The 23,701-nt window shown below is 70.6% G+C and carries 16 protein-coding genes; 7 read left to right on the top strand and 9 right to left on the bottom strand.

Going from position 1 to position 23,701, the window contains the following annotated elements:
* Complete coding sequence (wecB, locus tag ACFWE1_RS09500; protein ID WP_376933229.1) at positions 1-1,071, bottom strand: non-hydrolyzing UDP-N-acetylglucosamine 2-epimerase; 1,071 nt, start codon at positions 1,069-1,071, stop codon at positions 1-3.
* A 61-nt stretch (positions 1,072-1,132) separates the two neighbouring features.
* Here wecB and ACFWE1_RS09505 point away from each other — a divergent pair, with 61 nt between their 5' ends.
* The 4 genes from ACFWE1_RS09505 to glf are packed head-to-tail and all read left to right on the top strand — an operon-like array spanning position 1,133 to position 5,772.
* Complete coding sequence (locus tag ACFWE1_RS09505) at positions 1,133-2,224, top strand: glycosyltransferase family 4 protein (protein ID WP_376933230.1); 1,092 nt, start codon at positions 1,133-1,135, stop codon at positions 2,222-2,224.
* The gene (locus ACFWE1_RS09510) at positions 2,211-3,275 is read left to right on the top strand and encodes a glycosyltransferase (RefSeq protein ID WP_376933231.1); all 1,065 of its coding nucleotides are present in this window, start codon (positions 2,211-2,213) and stop codon (positions 3,273-3,275) included. The genes ACFWE1_RS09505 and ACFWE1_RS09510 overlap by 14 nt, the downstream gene beginning before the upstream one ends.
* 41 nt (positions 3,276-3,316) lie before the next feature.
* Positions 3,317-4,618: a nucleotide sugar dehydrogenase gene (locus ACFWE1_RS09515; RefSeq protein ID WP_376933232.1), complete on the top strand. Its 1,302-nt coding sequence runs from the start codon at positions 3,317-3,319 to the stop codon at positions 4,616-4,618.
* Entirely contained in the window at positions 4,615-5,772 is a 1,158-nt protein-coding gene (gene glf, locus ACFWE1_RS09520) for a UDP-galactopyranose mutase (protein ID WP_376933233.1), read from the top strand. The genes ACFWE1_RS09515 and glf overlap by 4 nt, the downstream gene beginning before the upstream one ends.
* A gap of 67 nt (positions 5,773-5,839) precedes the next feature.
* Here the strand turns inward: glf and ACFWE1_RS09525 are convergent, their stop codons facing one another.
* Together ACFWE1_RS09525 and ACFWE1_RS09530 are read right to left on the bottom strand one after the other, a co-directional pair.
* On the bottom strand, positions 5,840-7,756 hold the full coding sequence (locus ACFWE1_RS09525) for a glycosyltransferase (protein ID WP_376933234.1): 1,917 nt from the start codon (positions 7,754-7,756) through the stop codon (positions 5,840-5,842).
* 56 nt (positions 7,757-7,812) lie between these two features.
* Positions 7,813-9,033 carry a hypothetical protein gene (locus ACFWE1_RS09530; protein ID WP_376933235.1) on the bottom strand — a complete coding sequence of 407 codons (1,221 nt, stop codon included), beginning with the start codon at positions 9,031-9,033 and terminating at the stop codon, positions 7,813-7,815.
* A 174-nt stretch (positions 9,034-9,207) separates the two neighbouring features.
* Here ACFWE1_RS09530 and ACFWE1_RS09535 point away from each other — a divergent pair, with 174 nt between their 5' ends.
* Together ACFWE1_RS09535 and ACFWE1_RS09540 are read left to right on the top strand one after the other, a co-directional pair.
* Entirely contained in the window at positions 9,208-10,755 is a 1,548-nt protein-coding gene (locus tag ACFWE1_RS09535; protein ID WP_376933236.1) for a hypothetical protein, read from the top strand.
* Between the two features lie 17 nt (positions 10,756-10,772).
* Positions 10,773-10,958 carry a hypothetical protein gene (locus tag ACFWE1_RS09540; RefSeq protein ID WP_376933237.1) on the top strand — a complete coding sequence of 62 codons (186 nt, stop codon included), beginning with the start codon at positions 10,773-10,775 and terminating at the stop codon, positions 10,956-10,958.
* A 22-nt stretch (positions 10,959-10,980) separates the two neighbouring features.
* Here the strand turns inward: ACFWE1_RS09540 and ACFWE1_RS09545 are convergent, their stop codons facing one another.
* From ACFWE1_RS09545 to ACFWE1_RS09565, 5 genes are read right to left on the bottom strand one after another with little or no spacing between them, the layout of a single operon-like run.
* Positions 10,981-11,727, bottom strand: coding sequence for an ABC transporter ATP-binding protein (locus tag ACFWE1_RS09545; protein ID WP_376933238.1), 747 nt, complete (start codon positions 11,725-11,727; stop codon positions 10,981-10,983).
* The gene (locus tag ACFWE1_RS09550) at positions 11,711-12,583 is read right to left on the bottom strand and encodes an ABC transporter permease (protein WP_376933239.1); all 873 of its coding nucleotides are present in this window, start codon (positions 12,581-12,583) and stop codon (positions 11,711-11,713) included. Before ACFWE1_RS09550 ends, ACFWE1_RS09545 begins: the two co-directional genes overlap by 17 nt.
* 24 nt (positions 12,584-12,607) lie before the next feature.
* A complete protein-coding gene (locus ACFWE1_RS09555; RefSeq protein WP_376933240.1) occupies positions 12,608-13,882 on the bottom strand; it encodes an O-antigen ligase family protein in 1,275 nt (424 codons plus the stop codon).
* 16 nt (positions 13,883-13,898) lie between these two features.
* Positions 13,899-15,260: an O-antigen ligase family protein gene (locus tag ACFWE1_RS09560; protein WP_376933241.1), complete on the bottom strand. Its 1,362-nt coding sequence runs from the start codon at positions 15,258-15,260 to the stop codon at positions 13,899-13,901.
* Positions 15,261-15,283: 23 nt separating this feature from the next.
* The gene (locus tag ACFWE1_RS09565) at positions 15,284-16,681 is read right to left on the bottom strand and encodes an SDR family NAD(P)-dependent oxidoreductase (RefSeq protein ID WP_376933500.1); all 1,398 of its coding nucleotides are present in this window, start codon (positions 16,679-16,681) and stop codon (positions 15,284-15,286) included.
* 244 nt (positions 16,682-16,925) lie between these two features.
* Here ACFWE1_RS09565 and ACFWE1_RS09570 point away from each other — a divergent pair, with 244 nt between their 5' ends.
* Positions 16,926-20,075, top strand: coding sequence for a CDP-glycerol glycerophosphotransferase family protein (locus ACFWE1_RS09570; protein WP_376933242.1), 3,150 nt, complete (start codon positions 16,926-16,928; stop codon positions 20,073-20,075).
* 12 nt (positions 20,076-20,087) lie between these two features.
* Here the strand turns inward: ACFWE1_RS09570 and ACFWE1_RS09575 are convergent, their stop codons facing one another.
* On the bottom strand, positions 20,088-23,696 hold the full coding sequence (locus ACFWE1_RS09575) for a CDP-glycerol glycerophosphotransferase family protein (protein WP_376933243.1): 3,609 nt from the start codon (positions 23,694-23,696) through the stop codon (positions 20,088-20,090).
* Positions 23,697-23,701: the final 5 nt, after the last annotated feature.

Consider the following 23,701-nt stretch of genomic DNA (forward strand, 5'->3'; position numbering starts at 1 on the left):
TCAGCGGCGCGCCGACTTCGCGAGTTCCGCGATGACGCGTTCCGCCGCGCGTCCGTCGCCGTAGGGCGCCGCGTCGGTGGCCTGGGGCGCCGGGCGCTGCACCGCGGCGGCGATCTCCTCGGCGGTGTTCGCGAGCACGTTCCAGCCGAGCTCCACCGTCTCCACCCACTCCGTCTCGGGGCGGACGGTGGTGCAGGGGACACCGAGCAGGAAGGCCTCCTTCTGCAGCCCGCCCGAATCGGTGACCACGCCGCGGCTCGCGAGCACGGCGGCGATCAGCTCAGGGTAGGCGAGGGGAGCGTGGGCGATCAGAGAACCCTGCGTGAGCTCGATCCCGTGCGCCGCCGCCTTCGCGACCACGCGGGGGTGCGCCAGCAGCACGACCGGGGCGTCGAGCGAGCCGAGCGCGCTCGCGATCTCCGCGAGGCGCGCGGGGTCGTCGGTGTTCTCCGCGCGGTGGATGGTGGCGACGAAGAAGCCACCCGGCTCGAGCCCGAGTTCCTCCGTGAGGCTCGAGGCCGATCCGGCCACGGCGTCCCGGACCTGGAACAGCACGTCGGTCATGACGTCGCCGACGAGCACCGAGCGCTCCGCGAGCCCCTCGTTCGCGAGGTGCCCCATGGCGACCTCGGTGGGCGCCAGGCAGAGGTCGGCGGCGTGATCGGTGAGGACGCGGTTGTGCTCCTCCGGCATCCGCCGGTTGAAGGAGCGCAGGCCCGCCTCGAGATGGGCGAGGGGATAGTGGAGCTTCACCGCGCTGACCGCGGCGGCGAGGGTCGAGTTCGTGTCGCCGTAGACGAGGACCCAGTCGGGGTCGTGCTCGTCGAACACGGCGTCCATCGCGCCCAGCATGGCCCCCGTCTGCACCCCGTGGCTGCCGGAGCCGACGCCGAGATGCACGTCAGGGGCGGGGATGCCGAGGTCCTCGAAGAAGACGTCCGAGAGCATCGGGTCGTAGTGCTGACCGGTGTGCACGATGACGTGCTCGACGCCGGCGGCGGCCGCGGCCTTCGCGATCGGCGCGAGCTTGACGAACTGCGGGCGCGCGCCCACGACGCTGATGACCTTCACGGGGCACGAGTCTAGGCGACGCGGCTGGGCCGCCGCGTGCGCGGCTGCTAGCGTCGAACGCGTGAGAGTGCTCGTGGTCACGACGTGGCTGCCGACGGAGTCGGCCCCCGAGAGCGGCATCTTCGTCCGTCGCGACATCGAGTTACTGGCGCGCGACCACGAGGTCGAGGTGGTGCACCTGTCCTCGACCGGGGGGACCCTGGCCTTCGACGGGCCCGTCGCCATCTCGACCGTCTCGATGAGCCCGTCCGATCCGAGGAGTGTCGCCGCCGCGCGTCGCGCGGTCGGCGAGCGGCTCGCCCACGTCGAGCTGGTGCACAGCATGGCCGCTTCCGCGCTGCTCCCGTTCCGAGGTCTCACGGTCCCGGCGCCGTGGGTGCACACCGAGCACTGGTCCGGCCTGGTCGCACCCCGCACCGTGCCTCTCGCCGCACGGCTCGTCCTGCCGCTCATCGATCGGCTCCTGGCCCGGCCCGACCTCGTCGTCGCGGTGGGCTCGCGGCTCGCCGCCCGCGTCCGGCGGGTGCGGCGCGGCCCGATCGTCGTGATCCCGAACGCCGTCACCATGGCCGCCGTGCCGCCGCCCCGTCGTCAGGGACGGGGCGTGCGACTGCTCGGCGTCGGCGGACTCCTCGGTGCGAAGGGGCCGGATCTCGCGGTCGGCGCCGTCGCCGAACTGCATGCGCGCGGCCACGACGTCAGGCTGGACTGGCTCGGCGAAGGGCCGATGCGGGCGGAGCTCGAGCGTCGGGCCACGCAACTCGGGGTCGCCGATCGCGTCGTGCTGCACGGTCGGGTCGAGCCCGAGCAGGTCGGTGCGGCACTCGCCGACGCCGATGTGTTCGTCCTCCCGACTCGGAGCGAGACCTTCGGCGTCGCGATCGCCGAGGCGCTCGCGGCCGGTCGCCCCGTCGTGGTCGGGGCCGAGGGGGAGCAGTCGAGTTTCGTCGCGCCGCCGGACGGCGTCCTCGTCGTCGAGCGCGATCCGGTCGCGTACGCGGACGGCGTGGAGGCCGTTCTCCTGGCCAACCGCGAGCGGAGTGCGGCGGAGATCGCCGCCGCCGCCCGCCGCCGGTTCACGGAGGATTCCCGCCGGGCCTCGTACGCGGATGCCTATTCCGAGGCGTCGGAGGCCCATCGTGCCGCTCGCTGAAGTCGATCTCGTCATCGCCGTCCACGACCCGCGCCGCGACATCCGGCGCGCCGTGGGCTCCGTGCTCAGCTCCCGCCGGGCGGTTCGCGCCGTCGTCGTCTGCCACAACACACCGGCCGAGGGCATCGCCGAGCGGCTCGGCGACCTCGCCGACGATCCTCGGGTGCGCCTGGAGCAGCTCGACGACGGCATCCCGAGTCCGGCCGGCCCGTTCAATCGCGGGCTCGACGAGGTGCGCGCACCGTACTTCGGCATCATGGGATCCGATGACGAGCTGGCTCCGGGGGCGATCGACCGCTGGCTCGAGCTCGCCGAACGCACGGGGGCCGATGTCGTGCTGCCCGTGCTGCGCTATGCGGGCGGCCGCCGGGTTCCGACGCCGCCGACTCGGCCGGGGCGCGCTGTCGGCCTCGATCCCGTGCGGGACCGTCTCGCCTACCGCACCGCTCCGCTCGGCCTCGTCTCGAGCGCGCGCTTCGGCGCCCTCCGCTTCACCGAGGGCCTCCCCACCGGGGAGGATCTGCGGTTCTCCAGCGAGCTCTGGTTTTCCGGGGCGAAGATCGCGCAGATGCGCCGCGGCGCCGAGTACCTCGTCCACGACGACGCGGTGCGGATCACCTTCGCCAAGCGAGCCGTCGCGGACGACCTCGCAGCGGTATCGCTGCTGACGCGGGACGCGTGGGCCCTCGGGCTCGACGAAGGGCAGCGCATCGCGCTCACGGCGAAGCTCTGGCGTCTCCCGGTGTTCGGCGCGGTCCATTACCGCACGGGCGCGTGGAGCGCCGCAGACCGCCTCGCCCTCCGTGACGTCGGCGTGCTCGTCGACGGCTTCGCGCCGGCGGCGCGCGGCATGCTGTCGCGCGCCGACGACGCGCTCATCGACGCCATCCTCGATCCCGCCGTGCCGGATGCGGAGCTCGACGCCAGGTCGCAGGCGCGGCGCAGATTCGCCACGCCCGCCGCACTGCTTCCGCGCCGGCTGCGTGCGATCGCGGCCCGCGAGGCACCGATCCGCTTCGCTGCGGCGAGCTGGTTCGCCGGTCGAGGCTGAGTCGGTCCGGCGTCCAGGATCCCCACGATAAACTCGACCCCATGCGTATCGCCGTCGTGGCCCTCGGAAAGATCGGCCTCCCTCTCGCTGTGCAGTTCGCCGACCAAGGCCACGAGGTCGTCGGCGTCGACGTGAACCAGGCGGTGGTCGACCTCGTCAACGCGGGCACCGAGCCGTTCCCCGGTGAGGCGCAGCTGCAGGAGAAGCTCTCCGAGCTCGTGCCGGCGGGCCGCCTCCGCGCCACGACCGACTACGCCGAGGCGATCCCCGGCGCCGACGCGGTCGTGCTCGTCGTCCCGCTCTTCGTGAACGACGAGAGCTGGGAGCCGGACTTCGGCTGGATGGATGCCGCGACGCGCTCGCTCGCCGAGCACCTCACCCCCGGCACCCTCGTCTCCTACGAGACGACGCTCCCCGTCGGCACGACGCGCGGCCGCTGGAAGCCGATGCTCGAAGAAGTCTCCGGCCTCACCGAGGGCACCGACTTCCACCTCGTCTTCTCGCCCGAGCGAGTGCTCACCGGTCGCGTCTTCGCCGACCTCAAGAAGTACCCCAAGCTCGTCGGTGCGATGAGCCCGGAGGGCACCCGGCGCGCGATCGAGTTCTACGAGGCGGTGCTCACCTTCGACGAGCGCCCCGACCTCGCCCGGCCCAACGGCGTGTGGGACATGGGCTCACCCGAGGCATCCGAGATGGCCAAGCTCGCCGAGACGACCTACCGCGACGTGAACATCGGCCTCGCGAACCAGTTCGCGCTGTACGCCGACGAGATCGGCGTCGACGTCTACCAGGTGATCGAGGCGTGCAACTCGCAGCCGTTCAGCCACATCCACCGGCCCGGCATCGCGGTCGGCGGCCACTGCATCCCCGTCTACCCGCGCCTGTACCTCTCGACCGACCGCGACGCGGAGATCGTGCGCACCGCGCGACTGCTGAACGCCTCGATGCCGGAGCGGCTCGTGGAGCAGGCCGCTGGCGTGCTCGGCGACCTCAGCGGCCTGACGGCGGTCGTGCTCGGGGCGGCCTATCGTGGCGGAGTGAAGGAGACGGCGTTCTCCGGCGTGTTCGCGACGGTCGACGCGCTTCGCGCCCGCGGCGCCGAGGTGCGCGTGCACGACCCGCTCTACGACGACGAGGAGCTCCGCCGCTACGGCTGGGAGCCGTACCACCTGGGCGAGCCGGCCGACCTCGTCGTCGTGCAGGCCGATCACGCCGACTACCGTTCGATCGGCGCGAGCGACCTCCCCGGCGTGCGCCTGCTCGTCGACGGCCGTAACGTCACCGCGGCCGAGCAGTGGGTCGGCACGCCCCGGCTCGTCATCGGCGCAGGGGGTGCGCGATGACCGACCTCGTCGTCGTCGGCTCGGGCTTCTTCGGGCTCACCATCGCCGAGCGCGCGGCCACGGAGCTCGGCCTCCGCGTCCAGGTCATCGACCGGCGCGACCACATCGGCGGCAACGCGTACAGCGAGGCCGACCCGGCCACCGGCATCGAGGTGCACCGCTACGGCGCGCACCTCTTCCACACCTCCAACGAGAAGGTGTGGGAGTACGTCAACCGGTTCACGGCCTTCACGAGCTACGTGCACAAGGTGTACACGAACCACCACGGCGTCGTGTACCCCCTGCCGGTGAACCTCGGCACCATCAACCAGTTCTTCGGGGCCGCCTACTCGCCGGCCGAGGCACGGGCGCTCATCTCCTCGCAGGCGGAGGAGTTCGACACGAAGTCCGCCGCGAACCTCGAGGAGAAGGCGATCTCGCTCATCGGACGCCCGCTCTACGAGGCGTTCATCCGCGACTACACCGCCAAGCAGTGGCAGACCGACCCCACGGAGCTCCCCGCCGAGGTGATCAGCCGTCTGCCGGTGCGGTACACCTACGACAACCGCTACTTCAACGACACCCACGAGGGGCTCCCGGTCGACGGGTACACAGCGTGGATCGAGCGGATGGCCGACCACCCGAACATCGACGTCAAGCTCAGCACCGACTTCTTCGATGCGAGCCAGCCGATCAACAAGGCCGCCGTGGTCGGCAACGTCCCGGTCGTGTACACGGGGCCGGTCGACCGCTACTTCGACTCCTCGGCCGGGCACCTGTCCTGGCGCACGCTCGACTTCGAGCGGGAGGTGCTGCCGGTCGGCGATTTCCAAGGCACCTCGGTGATGAACTACGCCGATGCCGACGTGCCCTACACGCGCATCCACGAGTTCCGCCACTTCCACCCCGAGCGCGAGTACCCGGGCGACCGCACGATCATCATGCGCGAGTTCTCCCGCTTCGCCGAGCAGGGCGACGAGCCGTACTACCCGGTGAACACCCCGGAGGACCGCGCCGCCCTGCTCGCGTACCGCGAGCTGCAGGACGGCGAGCCCGACGTCTACTTCGGCGGCCGCCTCGGCACCTACCAGTACCTCGACATGCACATGGCGATCGGCTCCGCGCTCAGCATGTACCAGAACCGGCTGCGCGAGCGCTTCGGCGCCGGCGACTGAGCGCCTTCGCATCCGAAACAGCGAACGGCCCGGCTCCGCGAGGAGCCGGGCCGTTGCGCGTCGTCGGTTACTCGCCGTCGAAGGTCTTCCGCCAGGCGGCGGGCGACGTGATCTCGGGCAGCGCGTCGCGGTACTGCTTGGACAGCTCGGGCCAGCGGCGGCGGAGTTCGCGGTGCAGCCGGCGGCTCTCGCGGATCATCCGGCGAAAGCGCGCCGGATCGCGGGTGTATCGCACCTTGCCGGTGCCGTCGGCCGTCGAGACGAGCGCGCTGTCGTAGTAGGGCAGCCGGAACCACGATCCGTCGCGCTTCGCGAGCTCCACCTGCGGCGCGGCGACGTTCCGCGCGGCCGGCTTCGTGAGTGCTTGTCGCAGCGACATGCGCGCCGTGAAGATCGCCAGCCGGATGCCGCGGGGGCCCTTCGCCGGCTTGCCGTCGAGCGGGAGCGGGAAGACCTTCTTGCCCTCGACGGTCGCCGGGATGTCCCCGTCGTGCAGGACCGTCTTCTCCGGGAACTCCTTCGCCATGGCGCGAAGCGAGCCGAGGATGGTCGGCAGCTCCTGCTGCAGGTGCGCCGGCCCGCGCAGGATGTCGCGGAGCGCCCGGTGCCGGAGCGTGATGGGGTAGTACTGCATCGCGAGGAGGTGGCGGACGTCCCAGCGGAAGCTGTCGTCGGTGATGCGCCCGCCGTCGGGGAACGGGGAGTGCAGCAGGGCGGCGACGAAGCGGTTGCGGGCGTGGAAGTAGGCCTGCCAGTCGATCGAGTCGTCCTTGTCGAGCCAGGACACGTGCCAGAGCGCCGCCCCGGGCAGGGTGACCGTGGGGAAGCCGTGCGCGCCGGCACGGAGGCAGTACTCGGCGTCGTCCCACTTGATGAAGGCCGGCAGGGAGAGTCCGACCTCGCGGATCGCCGCGACGGGGATGAGGCAGAACCACCAGCCGTTGTAGTCGGCGTCCATCCTGGCGTGCATCCACTTGGTCTGCCGCAGATTGCCGAAGCGGAAGTCGTGCGGCACCTCGTCGTGCGGCTGCGCGTGCCACATGAAGGGGGAGAGGTCGACGGTCTCCGCGAAGGCGTGCATCACCGGTCGGTTCAACAGGTCGAACATGTGCCCGCCCACGAGGACCGGCTTCTTGGCGAAGCGGGAGAAGCGGATGCTCCGGGCGATGCTCTCGGGCTCGATCGTCACGTCGTCGTCGAGCAGGATGAGGTACTCGGCGTCGCCGGCTTCGAGGGTCTCGTACATCGAGCGCGCGAAGCCGCCCGAGCCGCCGAGGTTCGCCTGCTGGATGAGCTGCAGGCGTTCGCCGAGACGAGCGGACACCTCGGGGTACTCGGGCTCGTCGGCGACGAGGCTCGTGCCCTGATCGACGACGTAGACGCGGCTGACGAGGTCATCGAGGTCCGCGTCGTCGGCGATGGCCTCGAGCGTGCGCGTGCAGTAGTCGGGCTTGTTCATCGTCGTGATGCCGATCGAGGCCGTGCCACGACTCACGGGTGCGACATCCGTCTCCCAGACCGCGTCCGACACGACGATGTCGTCGCGGCCGGCGACGACGTCGAACCAGTACCAGCCGCCGTCGCCGAAGGTGGTGACGGGCAGCTCGACCGTGGCCTCGGCTCCGGTCTCGAGCGCTTCAGTCGTCACCCGCTGCTGCACGCCCTGGGCGGTGGAGCGGTAGACGAGCAGCGTGCCGCTGCCGGTCGCCGACACCCGGAGCCGAATGCGGTCGACGACCGTCCAGTGCTGCCAGTACGAGGCGGGGAACGCGTTGAAGTACGCGGCGAACGAGGCGCGCTCGCCGGCGGCCACCCGGAAGGACCGGCGGCCGAGCACATCGTCGATGTGGGCCCGGTCGCTGACGCGCACCTCACGGCCGCCGAAGCGCGCCCACACGTCGGTGTCGACGTAGAGGGGCAGCACGTCGGGGTCGCCGTCCTGCGGGAAGACGACGCGCTGGAGTTCGGTCCATTCAGTTGCCACGGTGGTTCTCTCCGAGTGGTCGGTGCTCCCCGGGGTCGGCCGGGGCGCCTACGAGCCTAACCTGCGGAGCTGCGAAGCCGCGGTGCGAGCCGGAGGAGCTGGAGACCGAGCACGCAGAGCTCGGCGGCGGCGAGCCCCCAGGCGACCCCCGGAACGCCGAGGAGCAGCATGAGCGGGATCATGCACACGGTGCCGACGATGGCGCCGGCGACCGTGCTGCTCGCCAGCACGCGCTCGAGACCGAGCGCCGTGAGGCACGCGAAGCCGGTCAGCTGGGAGGCCAGGATGGCGAAGAGGTTGATGGCCATCGGGATGGCGAGGGCGCTCGTGATCTCGAGCGAGCCCCCCGAGAGCACGCTGCCGATCCACGGCCCCGCGAGGGCGTAGCAGAGACCGCCGAGCGCGCCGAGCGCGAGGGCGACGAGGGTCACCGTGCGGGCGCGCTGCGCCGTCCGCACCGGATCCCCGGTCGGCACCCAGCCCTGCGCGACCTGCACGATGGGCCGCGTCGCGTACAGGGCGAGTCGGACGATGCGCTCCGCGAGGGCGTAGACCGCCGTCGCCTGGGGGATGAAGAGCTCCACCAGCACGATCGGCACGTTCAGGTAGACCGAGGAGGTCGCCGACATGGTCACGGGCGCGGCCTGGCCGGCGAGGTTGCGGACGGCCCGAGCCGGCGAGAGGGTGAACGGCCCGGCGGGATAGCGCCGCATGATGTTCCAGCTGCTCGCGATCGCCGCGATGACGACGCCGACGAGCTGGAGGCCGGCGAACCAGATGGCGTTGCCGGTGAAGCCGAGCACGACCGCCCCGGCGATGGTGCCGAGCAGCCGCGGCATCGTGTCGAGGAGGAGGAAGCGGAGCGGGCTCGCCTCGCCGACGAAGAACCACCCCGCGCCGAGCCCGACGAGCGTGCCCGCGGCGACCGTCAGCGCCGCCAGGAGCTGAGCGTCGGGAACGAGGACCACGGCGATCACCACCGCGGCCGGCACGATCACCGCTGCGAGCCACAGCCGGCTCAGCAGGGAGTCGGCGAAGTACGTGCCGCGACCCGCCCGGTCGAGTTCGGCGACCCTGGTCGGCCCGACCACGCCCCAGCCGTACACCGCGAACACCGCGGCGAAGCCGGCGACGGCCTGCGCGACCGCGATCGCCGCCCACGCGGCGTCGCCGGCCGCGATGATGACGGTCGGGATCACCGCCAGGCTCACGATCCCGCTCAGCACGACGGACAGGCCGTAGCCCCCGGCGAACCGCGCTGCGGTGCTCTTCTTCATCCGGCGGGGGCTCCTCGGGCAGGGTCGCTGCCCGGGGGGAGGGGCAGTCGATCCATTCTGCCCCACCGGGGAGCCCGCATCCGGGAGGCGGCGCGAATGCTTGTGCATAGACTGGGGGTGCGGGAGACGGCGAACGGCCGACGGGGGCATGGAGGTGCGATGTCTACTCAGCCGATGCCCCGCGCGCTCCCGCGCCCGCTGACTGCGAGGCGTCGCTGGATCGAGTGGCCCGCTGAGGCCGGGGAGCGCGAGCTCGACGTCGACGTCGAGATCGGCGGCATCCGGCTCTGGTCGGGCAAGACCGAGCGGCCCGGGCCACGCACGCATCGGATCCCGTGGCCGCGCGCCCTGCACCCCTATCTGAGCGGCAGCGGTGTCGTCGCGGTGCGCTCGGCCCAGGGGGCGGTGCTCGCCACCGGGCGCTACTCGCTCGGCGAGCCGCGACTCGGTCGCGATCTCCGCTCGCTGGGGCAGGCGGGGCTCGTCGTCGACAAGTGGGGCAAACTCGCGAGCGCGCCGAGCCGGGACCTGCACGCGCTGCTCATCGACGGCCTCGAACAGGTCGTCGAGGTGCTGGAGCGCGGCGGGTACACGGTCAGCATCACCGGCGGGACCCTGCTCGGCGCCATCCGCTCAGGTGAGATCATCGAGCGCGACGACGACGTCGACGTCTTCGTCTATCTCGGCGAGCTCGGGCCGACCGACGTGTCGCTCGCCTCCTACCGCATCCAGCGCACACTCGAGTCCGCGTCGCACCGGGTCGTGCGCCACAGCGATGCGCACCTGCAGGTGATCATCACGGGGGAGCGGGGCACCGCCCACGTCGACGTGTTCCTCGGCTTTCACCACGACGGCACGTACCATCAGCCGATCGCCGTGCGCGGCGAGCTGCCGGTCGAGGCGATCCTCCCGCTCGGCACCGTCCGGCTCGCCGGGCGGGAGTTCCCGGCCGTCGCCGATCCCGAACGCTGGCTCGCCCTCTGCTACGGGCCCGGCTGGCGCACTCCCGACCCCTCGTTCCGATTCCGCACGCCGTCGTCGACGCGGCGCCGCTTCGAGAACTGGTTCGGCGTCTACGACCTCAATCGTCACTTCTGGGAGGACTGGATCGGCCGGGCCGCGGCCGGCTGGTACGCCGATGCGGAGCAGCTCGACCGGCTGGTGCCCCGGGGTGCCCGGATCATCGACCTCGGCAGCGGGATCGGCGAGAACTCCCGGCTGCTCGCCGAGCGCGGGCACCGGGTGCTGGCCGCCGACTACGCGCTCGGCGCCGTGACGGCCGCCGAACAGCTCTCCGGCGGTCGCTTCGAAGTCCGTCGGGTGAACGCCGCCGACCGGCGCGAGCTCCTCGCGCTGGCTGCCGAGGAGCTCGAGTCGGGGGCGGCGCCGAACGTGCTGCTGAGCGACGTCCTCGCCTACCTCACCCGCCAGACGCGGGCGAACGTATTCCGGTTCCTGCAGCTCGTGCTGGGCGCATCGGGGCGTGCCGTGGCGTCCTTCCCGGTGAACCCCTCGCTGCACTACGAGCACGTGCGGCCCGACACCTGGCATCTGCCCCTGGAGTGGCTCGCCCAGGAGATCGCCCCGTTCGGACTGTCGTTCCGCGTCCTCGGTACGGGGTATCGTCGGACGAGCGCCGGCATGCGGCGGTTCACCACGGTCGAGCTCGGAGCGGCAGCTTCGTCGAGCGAGGGCACGAGGCCCCGGAAGGAAGTGCGATGAGCAGGATCCGTCGAGCGATGTCCAGGCTCGCAGGGCGACCGCGTCAGACCCGGCCGACGTCGTCGCCCGAGGTCGCGCGACTCGAGGGCGAGATCGCCGAGCTGCGGCGCGAACTCGACGAACTCCGCTCGGAGGCGCGGCGGGCGGCCGAGCTGTACGACCTCGTGTTCGAGGGGCTTCGGCGGGAGGACGCCGCGCGCTGAGCCGCGCTCGGCGCTCACTCCGTCAGCGCTTGGACGCCTTGAGCGTCTCGATCGCCGTGGCGATCTCGCCGTCGAAGACCATCCGGCCCCGCCGCAGCACGATGCCCCGGCTGCACAGGTCGGAGACCATGCCGAGATCGTGGCTCACGATGAAGAGCGTCTTCTCGGCCGCGACGAGCTCGCGGATCTTCGCCTTGCACTTCTCTCGGAACGGCGCATCGCCGACCGCGAGCACCTCGTCGACGAGCAGGATGTCGAGCGAGGTGTGGATGGCCACCGAGAAGGCGAGCCGCACGAACATGCCCGAGGAGTAGTGCTTCACCTCGGTGTCGATGAACTCCCCGATCTCGGAGAACTCGACGATCTCGTCGAACTTCGCGTCGATCTCGTCCTTCGACATGCCGAGGATCGCCGCGTTCAGGTAGACGTTCTCACGCCCGCTGAGGTCGGGGTGGAAGCCGGCGCCGACCTCGATGAGCCCGGCGACGCGACCCCGGGTGAGAACACGGCCGGCATCGGGCCGCAGCACGCCAGAGACGAGCTTCAGGAGCGTGGACTTGCCGGAGCCGTTGTAGCCGAGCAGCGCGATGGATTCGCCCTCGCCGACCGTGATGTCGATCTCGTCGAGCGCCTCGAAGCTCGTCGAGATCCGCTTGCGCTGAATCCAGGCGACGAAGGTCTCCTTGAAGGACTGCGTGTGCTGCAGGCGGTACGTCTTGCGCACGCCCTCGATGATGATGCGGGGCCGGGGGTCAGAGGTCCTGGGCAAAACGCCCCTCCAGCTTCCGGAACGTGAGCTGCCCGAGGAGCAGCAGCACCAGGGCGATGACGACCGCGGTGCCGGCGAAGAGCCACAGGTGCTCTGGCCGCTCGGCGAGCTCGGAGGTCGTCGGGTACCAGAACGCCGAGTGGAACAGCTCGACCGCGGCGGTCAGCGGGTTGGCCATGTAGAGGTCGAACAGCCAGCCGGGCGCCTTGTCGCGCACCATGGTGAACGAGTAGAGCACGGGCGAGGTCCAGGTCGCGAAGAGCAGGATGAGCTCGACGAGGTTCTGGGCGTCGCGGTACGAGACGTTGACGGCGCCGAAGATCATGCCGAGCCCGGTCGCGAGCAGCAGCACGATGAGGATCGCGAGCAGCGCTCCGGCGAGCTGGACGACCGTCGGCACCCAGCCCGCGAAGAGGCAGACGACGAGAAGGATGCTCAGCTGCGGCAGGAAGTGCACGAAGGCGATGAAGACGTCGGCGATCGGGAAGAGCTCACGCGGGAGGTAGATCTTCTTCACGAGCGCCTTGTTGTTCACGACCGACTTCGTCGCGTTGCCGAACGCCTCGTTGAAGAGGTTCACGACCACGATGCCCGAGAACAGGTAGATGGGGAACGCCTCGATGCCCCGGTTGAGGTTGAGGAAGACGCCCATGACGACGTAGTAAATGAAGAACTGGGCGGTCGGCTTCACGTACGACCAGGCCCAACCGAGGACCGAGCCGTGGTAGCGCGTCAGCACGCCCTTGCGGACCAGGAGCCGCAGCAGATAGCGGTAGCGGAACACGTCCGCGATGCCGCGACTGGTGCCGGGGACGACGAAGCCCGACAGGTCGGCGGGGGACTGCGGTGCGGACATCCCGATGATTCTAGTCCGCTGCGCTCAACGTGCGCTCACGGCGAGCGCGTCCCGCCAGCTCATGTCCCTGGCGGCCTTCACCGCGCAGACGACGAGCAGCATCCAGCCGCCCTCGAGCAGTGCGAAGCTCTCGGCGAAGCTCGTGACCGCGATCACCACGAGCATCATGGCGGGCCAGGCGTAGACGACGCTGCGGCGGTTCGAGGCGAGCAGCCAGGCGCGCACCAGGGCGACGCCGACGAGCGCGACGAGCAGCAGCGCGCCGATGACGCCCACCTGGAAGTAGGCGTCCATATACGCGTTCAGGGCGGACTCGTGCGGGCGGCCGGTGGCCACCTCGATCCACGTGTACGGGATGCGGTCGGGCCACGGCCCGACGAACCCCCAGCCCTGCAACGGGTTCGTGTTGAGGTACCGGGAGAGCTCTCGCCAGACGTCGAGCCGTACGTCGAACTCTCCGCGGGCGTCGAGTGCCTCGATGATCTGCACCCGGAACGCCCAGCCGAGCACCACGGCGACGATGCCGGTGCTGATCAGGGCGAGCTGCCAGTTCCGGCGCGTCGCCGGCCGGGCCCGGCGCAGGCCGTAGAGCGCGAGGGTCGCGACGAGCGCTGCGCCGAGGGCGATCCAGGTGGTGGGGGAGCCGGAGAGGACGAGGCATCCGGCCGCCAGGACGAACGAGGCGATCGCGCGACCGCGCAGCACGCTCTTGGTGCGCCACTCGATGACGAAGGTCAGCAGCGCGATGAGGGCCACGAAGCCGAGCAGATTGCGGGAGCCGAAGAGCCCCTGGATGGGGCCGAGGGAGGCGAGGTCGCCCTTGATGCCGAGGAAGACGATCGGCAGGTCGAGCAGCAGACCGGACAGCACCTCGAGCACCAGCGAGACCGACAGCAGCAGCCGCAGCACGTCGCCGAAGGCCCGGACGATCTGGATCGTGTCGCGCATGAGCGCGACGTAGACGCCGAGCACGGTGAAGGCGACGAGGTACGCCACCCCCGCGGCGCTCCGTGCGGGGGTGGCGCTCCAGATGACCGAGGCCGCGCACCAGCCGACGAAGACGAGGATGGTGAGCGGGAGGATGCCGTACCACTCGACCGCGCGCCACCTGGCGACGAGTGAGACGCCGCAGAGGGCGATGAGGGCCGTCAGCGCGGCGAGCAGTCCCGGCCAGCCGATGAGGCTCCGGATCGCGTGCGTCGAGAACGCGAGCCCGATCGCGATCAGCGTGAGGGCCTGGGCGAAGCGCGCGGACCCGGCGAACTCGCGCAGGGCCGCGACGGCCGTGCGTTCGGTCATCGGCGAACGCTCCGGATCATGCGTCCGCCTGCGGCGGCAGCCGGTGGGCTGGGACGGGCGGCGCCTCTGCGGGCATCGGCTCCGGCTGCCACTGGCCGCGCTTCGTCGACCAGGCGATGACGACGAGGAGCGCGAGGCCGCCCTCGACGAGCAGCCGGCTCTCGGCGAAGCTCTGGCCGATCAAGGCGACGAGCAGCAGGAGCGGCGCGAGCGAGGCGGCGGTGTGCCGGAGCCGGCCGCCCATCGCATCCATCGGCGGGTCGACCGCGAGGAACCAGCTGCGCCAGAGCGCGCCGATCACGATGGCGGCGAAGGCGAGCAGGCCGAGCACGCCAAGCTGCATCCACACATCGAGCCAGGCGTCGTGCGCCTGCAGATAGGTGACCCCCTTCCGCACGGCGAGATCCTCGAACTCGGGCACCCAGGGGGCCCAGTAGCCGATCCAGCCCCAGCCGGACCACGGCCGCTCGAGCGCCATGCCGAGGACGGCGTTCCAGATGTCGAGGCGCCCGGTGAGGTCCTCGCCCTTGCCGAAGAGGCGCAGCAGGACGTCCCAGCCGGCGATCAGGGCGGTCGCGCCGGCGACGAGCGCCGCGAGCGCCGTCGCGTAGACTCGTCGGCGCCGCTCCGGCCCGACCCGGCGGGCCCACAGCGCGAAGCCGAGGGCGACGGCGACGAGGGCGCCCGCGAGGATCACCGTCGCCGAGCGGGTCAGCGCGAGGGTGAGCAGGGCGACGACGAGCCAGGCGATGCCGGGGCCGCGGCGCACGCTGCCGGCCGCGAGCATCGTGGCGAACAGGATGACGGCGAGCAGCGCGACCATCGCGAGCAGGTTGCGGCTCGCGACGATGCCCTCGATCGGGCCGCCGCCGAGCAGGAGCCCACGCGACCAATAGAACGCCATCGGCAGCTTCTCGCCCGTCACCTCGAAATCGGGGAAGTTCGGCAGCAGCGGCGCTCGCACGAAGACCGCCACCCACAGCTCGAAGAGGAGGGAGAGGGCGAGGATCCACTTCAGGGCGCCGGCGAGGGCGCGAGCGAGGCGGTTCCAGCTCAGCGAGACGGCGAGGGCCACGCCGACGAAGATCGTGACGAGGGCGAGCGCGACCCCGAGTACCGAGGAGGCCGGGTAGGCCGACCAGGCGATCGACGCCGTCGCGATGAGCGCGAAGACCAGGGTCGACTTCGGCACGCGCCGCCAGCTCCAGGCGGGGCGCACCGTGAGGACGAGCCACACACCGCCGGCGATCACGAGGAGCGCGACGGCCCCGAAGCCCCACCAGCCGAGCAGATTCCGCCAGAACTGGCCGGCGAACAGCGTGAAGAAGGCGAAGGTCGCGTACGCGCCCACGAGCGTGTCGCGCCGGGCCGGGGTCATGCGGTCAAGCGTAGCGCGGCGGCTCAGCTCCCCGTGGTGCGGCGCACGGGCGGCGTGGCCGGCTGCACGCGCACGTCGACCACCTGACCGGTGAGCCCGGAGTCGAGCACGGCCAGCGAGACCCGGGCCACCTCGTCGGGGTCGAGCAGGGTCGCGGGCGGCTCCTCCCCGAACGCCTGCACCCGCATCGGGGTGCGGGTGCGCTGCGGATTGATGCAATTGACCGCGACCCCGGCATCGGCCCACTCGTCGGCGAGGGCCTGCGTGAGGTTGACCACGCCGGCCTTGGTCGCCGAGTACATGCTGTAGCCGGCGCGGCCCCGCGTGTAGGAGCTGGACGTGAAGAGCAGCAGCTGCCCGCCGGAGGCCTCGAGGTAGGGGTAGGCCTCTTGGGCGACCTTGGCCGGCCCGACGAGGTTGGTCTCCACCGTCCGCCGCAGGCGCTTCTTCGACGTGCGGGTGAGCTCGGACATCGTGAGCACGCCCGCCGTGACGACGACGTAGTCGATCGGGCCCGACTCGGCGGCTGCGGCGAGCGCCCGCCGCACGGCCTTGCGCGAGCTGATGTCGGTGCCCGTGATGCTGCGGCTGAAGGCGTGCACGGTCGCCCCGGCGGTGCGGGCCTGCTCGGCGATCGCGGCGCCGATGCCGTAGCTGCCGCCGAACACGACGACGGAGCGCCCCTCGAGGCTCGGCAGCTCGGCGTCGCTCGCCTGCGCGGCGAAGGAGGCGGACTGCAGCTGGAAGATCTTGTCCGCGATGTGCAGGTCGAGCGGCTCGGTGACCTTCATGTTCTCGGCCGTGCCCTCGATCACCTTGATGCGCACCTCGGGCAGATACGTGAACACGACACCGCAGTCGTCGGTCGCCGCGAAGGCGGGATCGTCGGCCGCGAGCTCGTAGGCGCGGCGGATGACCGGGAGGCGGAAGCCCTGCGGCGTCTGTCCCCGACGCAGGGCCGCCCGCTTCGGGATGCCGGCGATCACGGAGTGCTCGTCGACCTCGATGATCGTGTCGGCGGAGGGGATCGCGGTGTCGACCGCGTCGTACTCGTCGAGCGCGGCGACGCAGTCGTCGATGATGCGGTCGTCGAGGAACGGCCGGACCGCGTCGTGGAAGAGCACCTTGCCCTCGGCGGGGAGCACGGCGAGGGCGGCCTTCGTGCTGTCGTTGCGGGTCTCGCCGCCGGGGATGATGTCGACGAGCTTCGTGAACCGCGCGTCGTCGCGCAGATGGTCGAGCTCGTGGATCGCGCTGGCGTTCATCACGACGAGCACCGCGTCGATGGCCGGGTTCGCATCGAGCCGCTCCAGCGTGTGCTCGACGATCGCCTTGCCGGCGATGCGGATCAGCTGTTTCGGCATGCCGAGGCCGACACGGGTGCCGACCCCTCCGGCCAGGACGACGGCGGTCGTTTTCAGTGGGACTCACTCCTTCGGGCATGCGGCGTCAGGCGCGGGTTTCGGCCTGCATGAACACACGTGCGGGTTGGCGCAGCGCATGCTCCTTCGATGGTAGCGGGCATCGATGGTGGAGCCTAATCTCCGAATGTGATTTGGGATACTAGGATCTGTTTCCGGCCGCAGTGCGGCTCGTCCGGCGGGATGCGCCCGGGCGGTGGGGCACGCGGCGGGTCGCTGCGGTGAGTGGAAGGCGCGGAATCGCGTGGGAGATGCGGTACGGGACAGGCAAATCTGGCTCTTCAATGCGGCGGACTTCTCGGGGAACCCGAAGTGGCTGTTCCACTTCGTGAGCCGCTTCCGCGATGACCTCGACGCGTACTGGATCGCCGATTCGCCCGCGGTCGTCCGCCGCATCCGGTCGCTGGGCTACCAGGCGATCCCGTTCACCGGTGCCGGGAGCCTCCGGATCCAGCGCGCGGCCGGGGTCTTCGTCGTCAATCAGGTGAAGGAGCGGATCCCCGCGGCCATGCGCGGGATCGTGCTGCTGAACCTCTGGCACGGCGTCGGCGTCAAGCGCGTCGAGCGGGCGATGACGACCGGCATGCTTCTGCCGCGGATCGCGGCGAAGTACATCCGCAACAACAAGGCCTACCGCGATACGCAGCTGTTCCTCGTGACCTCGCCGATGATGGAGACGCACTTCCGCGAGCAGATCGGCTTCGACGAGTCGCAGGTGATCCGCGCCGGGTATCCGCAGAACACCCTGCCTCGGACCCGCATCCCGATGACGACGTTCGAGCACGAACTCCGAACGGGCAGGGGGCTGTCAGCGCAGACGAACGTGGTGCTGTACGCGCCGACCTATCGCTTGAGCGGCAACGCCGGCTTCCTGACCCGAGCGCTGCCCGATTTCGACGCGCTCGTCCGGGTGCTCGAGGAGAACGATCAGCTCCTGATCCTGAAGATGCACCCGCAACTCGTTGGCGACCGCGCGTATCGCGAGCTCGAGCGGCGCTACGGGCAGCACCCGCGGCTGCTGTTCTGGGACAACGCCCACGACGTCTACGAGGTGTTCGACCAGATCGACACGGCGATCGTCGACTACTCCTCGATCCACTACGACCTCATCGCCGCCGGGGTGACCTCGTTCATCCGCTACGTGTACGACCTCGACGCACCGACGGCGCTGGAGCCGGGTCTCGACTACCTCGAGCTCTCCCGCGGCACCATCGCGACGGATTTCCCGGCGCTCCTGACCGCGCTGAGCGGCGACAACCGCGTGGCCGAGCCGGAGCTCGACGAGTTGCGCGAACGATTCTGGTCCTATGACGACGACGCCTCCATCGAGCGCATCATCGAGCATGCGCTGCAGTACGTGGTGCGCGATGTCGAACTGCCGACGCTGTACAGCTTCGACGTCTTCGACACGGTCATGCACCGCCGCGCCGTGCGGCCGGTCTCGATCTTCCTCGCGGTCCGTCGCGAGATCGCCCGAGCCGGCGACGAGTTCCCCCAGTTCCTCGCGCAGCGGTTCGTCGAGGTGCGCCAGCAGAGCGAGGCCGCCGTCCGCGAAGGACTGCGGAAGGACCCGCGCCGCGCAGCCGGGGCCGAGTTCGAGATCACTTTCGACTCGATCTACGAGCGGATCGGGCGGCTCTTCGATCTCGATCGGACCCAGCTCGACCGGATCAAGGCGTGGGAGGTCGAGTACGAACTCCGCGACGTGGTGCCGGATGCCGAGATCGTCGCCAGGGTGCGTGAACTGCACGAGGCGGGGGAGCGGGTCATCCTGATCAGCGACATGTACCTCCCTCGTCCGGTCATCGCGCGCATGCTGGAGCGCGCCGATCCGCTGCTCGCGGAGCTGCCGCTCTACCTGTCGAGCGAGCTCGGCGTGCAGAAGTCGACGAAGCAGCTCTACCTCCGGGCGTTCGTGGACGTCGGCTACGACTTCGAGCGATGGGTGCACACGGGCGACAACGCGCACGCCGACATCCGGATGGCCGCAGAACTCGGCATCACGACCGTGAAGCTCGCGACGCCGGTGTTCGACGCCTACGAGCAGGCGATGGCGAACACCATCGGCTCGTACGACGGGTACCTGCTCGCGGGCATGCTCCGCGAGCAGCGCTTCGGCGAGCTGTCGCAGGAGGAGCTCTTCGCCTACCGCACTGCCGCGCTCTACCTCGTCCCCTACGTGCTCTGGGCGGTCCAGGACGCCGTCGGCCGCGGATACGAGACGCTCTACTTCATCTCCCGAGACGGACACCTGCTCCATCGCATCGCGGAGCGCTGCATCGAGGAGCTGGGACTTCCGCTGAAGACCCGCTACATCTACGGATCGAGGCGGGCGTGGCGGCTGGCGTCGCAGCTCGACGGGATCGACGACGACACCTTCGCCCCGCACGGGAGCTTCGGCGGCATCCGCAGCTTCGCCGGCCTCGTCGAGGCCTCCCGGCTCGACGAGCGCGAACTGCTCGCGCTCTTCCCCGAGTTCGCGAAGTTCCGCGCCGCGGGCAGCTTCAACGCGCACGAGGCCGCCGGCATCGTCGAGACGATGCGGGCCTCGCACGCGTACCGCGGCCGGCTCGCCGAGATCGCGAACGCCGATCGAGCGCTGACGACGGCCTACCTGGCTCAGGAGATCGACTTCGGCGAGCGGTTCGCCTTCGTCGAGTACTGGGGCCGCGGTTACACCCAGGACTGCCTGGTCCGGCTCTTCGAGTCGATGGGGATCGGCACGGGCGCACCCTTCTACTACGCGCGGAGCATCTACCCGTCGGCCACCTCGGCCGAACGGCACAACTACACCTCGGCGTCCTACTCGCTGCTGCTCATCGAGGCGATCTTCGCGAACCTGCCCTACGGCACGACCGAAGGGTACGAGCGCATCGACGATCGCCTGGTGCCGCGCATCTCGCCGCGGGCGCACAACCCGGAACTGCTCGACGCCATGGAGCGACTGATGCCGGCGTTCGCGGCCGACTTCCTCGCCCTGCCCGCGTTCGATCATGCGCAGCTCGCTCGCGACGCCTTCCGCTTCGGCTTCGAGCACTTCCGCACGCAGCCGGGCTTCACCGACTACGTGGAATTGATCGCCCCGCTGCGCGACGCCGTAGAACTCGGGGGACTCGAACGGGAGTTCGCGCCCGCGCTCCGGCTGCGCGACCTCGTCGCGTTCCTCAGAGGCAAGCCGATTAGCGAGATCACGAGATCGTTCCCGATCAGTATGAAACGCTCGCGGGGCCTCGCCCCGAGGCTGTTCCGGCTGCAGCGGGAGGTCGGCTTCCGTCGCGTGCTGAAGCGGCTTCGGCAGCGCATCGGCGGCGTGGTGCCCCGGCGACGCAATCGTCCCGAGCCCGCTGCCCCCGGTGCGAATCCGCCGAGCGCGGCCGGCCGGCCGACCGCGTAGCGGTCCCGCCGCTCAGGCGTCGCCGCGAGGGACGAACACCGCATCGACGAGGCGGGCCGCCGCGCGGCCGTCCTCGAGTTCGAGGTACTCCTCCCGGAACCGTTGGACGGCGCCGGCATACTCCGCGCGAACCGCGCCGAGGTCGGCCAGCTTGCTCGCCACCTCGTGGAAGGTGCCGACCCACGGGCCGGGCGCGGTGGCTGCGTACGGCACCATCGGCGGCCGACCCTCGAAGTACTCGTCGAGATCCGGGACGTGGAACAGCATCGGCTTGCCGGTGAGCGCGTAGTCGAAGCGCAATGAGGAGTAGTCGAGGATGGCCGCGTCCGAGGCAAGCGTCAAGTCGGTGATCGACGGGTGGTCGGTCACGTCGATGATGTTCGGGCCGGCGACGGAGTACCCGACTCGGGAGTTCATGACGTGTCCACGCACCAGCAGCACGTGCGTGTCGGCGAATTTCCGAGCGAGTCGGGTGAGGTCGAGCGAGGCGATCGGCCGAGCGCGGAACTCGTCGAGGGAGAGGTAGTCGCGGTAGGTCGGCGCATAGAGCACCGCCGTCCGATCGTCGGGGATCCCGAGTTCAGCACGAACGCGCTGGCGGATCTGCTCGCCGCCCGGTCGGAGGAGCACGTCGTTCCGCGGATAGCCGAGCTCGAGCATCCGCCCCCGCCATTCGTCGCGGGGCAGGAACTCCTCCAGCAGCGGGGTCGCATACGCTGCAGGGGAGACGAAGTAGTCCCACTCGGCGGCCCGGGCCTCGAACGAGGCGATTCGCGCGGGCGGCAGCCCGCTCGCCTCCCAGTGCCGACGGCCCGCGAGCTTGAACGGGTAGCCGTGCATGGTCTGGATGACGACCTGCTCCGGCCCGCGGACGAACCAATCGGGCTGGTGCACGTTGAAGACGAGGTACTTCGAGCCGTTGATGGCCCGATAGAAGTCCTCCGACTGCTCCAGGACGCGGGTCCCACCCTCGGGAACCGGGACGCCGTGGTCCTTGGTCGACCAGATCAGCTCGAGGTCGCTGCCGCGACGTCGGAGCTCATGGTGGACCGCCTCTGCGGAATCGCCGGTGACCTCGCCGTACAGGCAGCGGAAGAAGACCGCGGGCCGGGCCGGTCGATCCGCCGCGGTGAGCGAGCTCGCCTCCCGCATCCGCCGCTGCCAGTATCGGCTGCGCTCCTGCTGATCGAGCGGTGGGGCGATCTCGACTCGCAGGTGCCCTGCGGGGTTCTGCTGCACCCACAACCGGGCGTCCGGGCGAGCGAACTCGAGCGGGAGCTGGGCGGCGAACGCGCCGGCGTCGACGGGCACGATGCTCGTTCCGCCCCATTCGATGCGCAGGCGGTAGGTGCCGCTGGGGGCGATCCGTGGCGGTCGACCCCACATCGAGAACTTCAGCGGAAAACATGCGACGAGCTCACCGTCGACGGAGCTGAGCTCTTCGCTCCGGATCTCGTGCTTCGCCGAACGCAGCACCGCCGTGGCACCGGCCGCCGGGAGGCCGATTGCGGTGAACCGTGCAACGAGCGCGTCCTCGACGAGCTCGAACGACTGCAGTTCGGCGCTGCGGGTCCGTGCAATCACGAGCGCGGCGTGCCCCGGGTAGTAGATCCGCGTCGGATCTGCGGGTTCGATCCGGGGCTGCACGAGCGATCCGCTGGGGCGCCGCTCGACCCGGACCGGTCCGTCGCCGGGGGCGCCGCGAAGGGGAATGACCGGATCTGCGATGACGGCGGCCCAGTCGCCTCCCGCCTTCCGGGCCTCGAGACGCCAGACCTGCTGGTTCCGCGGCGAGCGCGGCGCCGTCTTCGCCGCGGGCAGCTCGAGTTCGACGGCGTAGTCGCGGTCACCCGGCTGCACTTTGGCGACGACCGAGGGGATCGCGAACCGGTCGTCCGCCGGCACGAGCGCGATCGCGGTCACCGCTTCAGCGGCTCGGCCGCGGATCCGCAGCCGATCGCCGTCGAGTTCGGCGTTCGAGAGGGTCACGGTCGGTCGGCTCGCACGCAGCACGAGGTATCCGCGGTGATCGGTAACGGCGTCGACGACCACGCCATGGGGGAGCAGCCGTGCGGGTGCGTCCCCGCTCGAGCGGCGATCCTGCAGGCGCCCGCTTCGCGAGATCCCGCCGGAGGTGAGCGTCAGCTCGATCGCCCAGTCCCCGGGTTCCACGCCGGCGGCGACCGGATCGACGACGAGGCGGAAGTGCGCCTTTGTGCCGTCGGTGTTCGGGGTGGCGAACGACGCCGTACGGAGCTCGTCTTCCGCCCAGCCGATCTCGATTGGGACTCGGGTCTGGTCGAGGACGAGCTGCGCGGAGATGTCGACGTCGTGGGTGGCCGGGTCCAGCCCGGTGATGGCAGCGTGCCCGTGCAGTTCGAGCCGCCCGTCGTCCAGCCACCGGATGCGCTGGGTACGGCTGCGCAACCGCGTCTGGAACTCGCTGAGCCGGAAGGCCTCGGGGGCGACCCCGGCGAGGTGCTCGGTGAGGCGGCCGAAGTCGGCTTCGATGGTCCCGCCCACCACGCGCGATTCGAGCTGATCGGCCTGCCAGCCGCCGCCCAGCAGGAACGCCGTGAGGTCGTCGCGGCGATCCGCCGTGATCAATGAGAAGGCGACCTTGTTGCGGGCCGGGACGCTCTCCCAGATCTCGGGCTCGTCGCCCACCTCCTCCACGAGCGTGCGCAGCGCGGAGACGAATTCGTCCCACTGCTCGGCGCTCGCGTCGGGGAGCATCGGGATCATGTGCGAATAGTCGTTCGAGAGGAGCTGCTCGAGCCGGGCTCGGCGCGCCGCCGTCAGCCCGTTCGCCGCGAGGAAGCCGAGCGAGTCGAGGGCGACCCGCAGGTGGTCCCTCGTGTTCCGCACGTTCAGCACGGCCTGTGAGATCGAGGACCCGTCATCCCGCACCCGCCAGTTGATCGCTGGGTGCGTGAGGACGTCGAACCGGTCCGCGAGTGCGTACGCGCGCGTCGAGACGGGCTGATCCTCGTAGAGGATTCCCTCGGGGAAGCTCAGCCCGTGCGCGCGCCAGAAGCTCGTGCGGTAGACCTTGCTCCAGGCGACGGCGTTCACCTGGATGGACGGGTCGTCCGACAGCCGGGCGCCCAAGCGCTCCTCGGCGTGCGCTTCGGCGATCCACGGTCCGGCGGGGTGCTCGGCGTTGCGCACCAGGCGGCGGTACGGCATGACCGCGAAGTCGGATCCGGTGCGCCGCAGCGTCGAGATCGTGTATCGGTAGGCGTGCCGGTCGACGGTGTCGTCGCTGTCGACGAACGCGAGGAACTCGCCCCGGGCGGCACGTGCCCCGGTGTTGCGCGCCGCACCGAGGCCGGCGTTCTCCTGCCGGATGATGCGCACCCGCGGGTCCAGGCGGCGGAATCTCCTCGCGATCCGATTGCTGCCATCCGTGCTCCCGTCATCGACGATCACGACGTCGAGGGCCCGGTAGCGCTGCCGGAGGAGAGATCGGAGCATGGTCTCGAGATACGCCTCGACGTTGTAGACGGGCACCACCACCGTGAGGACACCCGCCGCGGCGCGATCCGGGGCAACGGCCGAGAGGATCCGTCGCCGAACGCCGTAGCTCCGCCCGAGGACGTCCCGGGCGGCCTCTCGCACCGGGA

It is taken from the genome of Agromyces sp. NPDC060279, from assembly GCF_042726785.1.
GTDB lineage: Bacteria > Actinomycetota > Actinomycetes > Actinomycetales > Microbacteriaceae > Agromyces.

Bases quoted from the DNA above. Each gene is read 5' to 3' on its own strand.
- ACFWE1_RS09515 (WP_376933232.1), top strand. From the start codon at position 3,317: ATGCGTATCGCCGTCGTGGCCCTCGGAAAGATCGGCCTCCCTCTCGCT.
- glf (WP_376933233.1), top strand. From the start codon at position 4,615: ATGACCGACCTCGTCGTCGTCGGCTCGGGCTTCTTCGGGCTCACCATC.
- ACFWE1_RS09530 (WP_376933235.1), bottom strand. From the start codon at position 9,033: ATGAAGAAGAGCACCGCAGCGCGGTTCGCCGGGGGCTACGGCCTGTCC.
- ACFWE1_RS09535 (WP_376933236.1), top strand. From the start codon at position 9,208: ATGCCCCGCGCGCTCCCGCGCCCGCTGACTGCGAGGCGTCGCTGGATC.
- ACFWE1_RS09540 (WP_376933237.1), top strand. From the start codon at position 10,773: ATGTCCAGGCTCGCAGGGCGACCGCGTCAGACCCGGCCGACGTCGTCG.
- ACFWE1_RS09550 (WP_376933239.1), bottom strand. From the start codon at position 12,583: ATGTCCGCACCGCAGTCCCCCGCCGACCTGTCGGGCTTCGTCGTCCCC.
- ACFWE1_RS09555 (WP_376933240.1), bottom strand. From the start codon at position 13,882: ATGACCGAACGCACGGCCGTCGCGGCCCTGCGCGAGTTCGCCGGGTCC.
- ACFWE1_RS09560 (WP_376933241.1), bottom strand. From the start codon at position 15,260: ATGACCCCGGCCCGGCGCGACACGCTCGTGGGCGCGTACGCGACCTTC.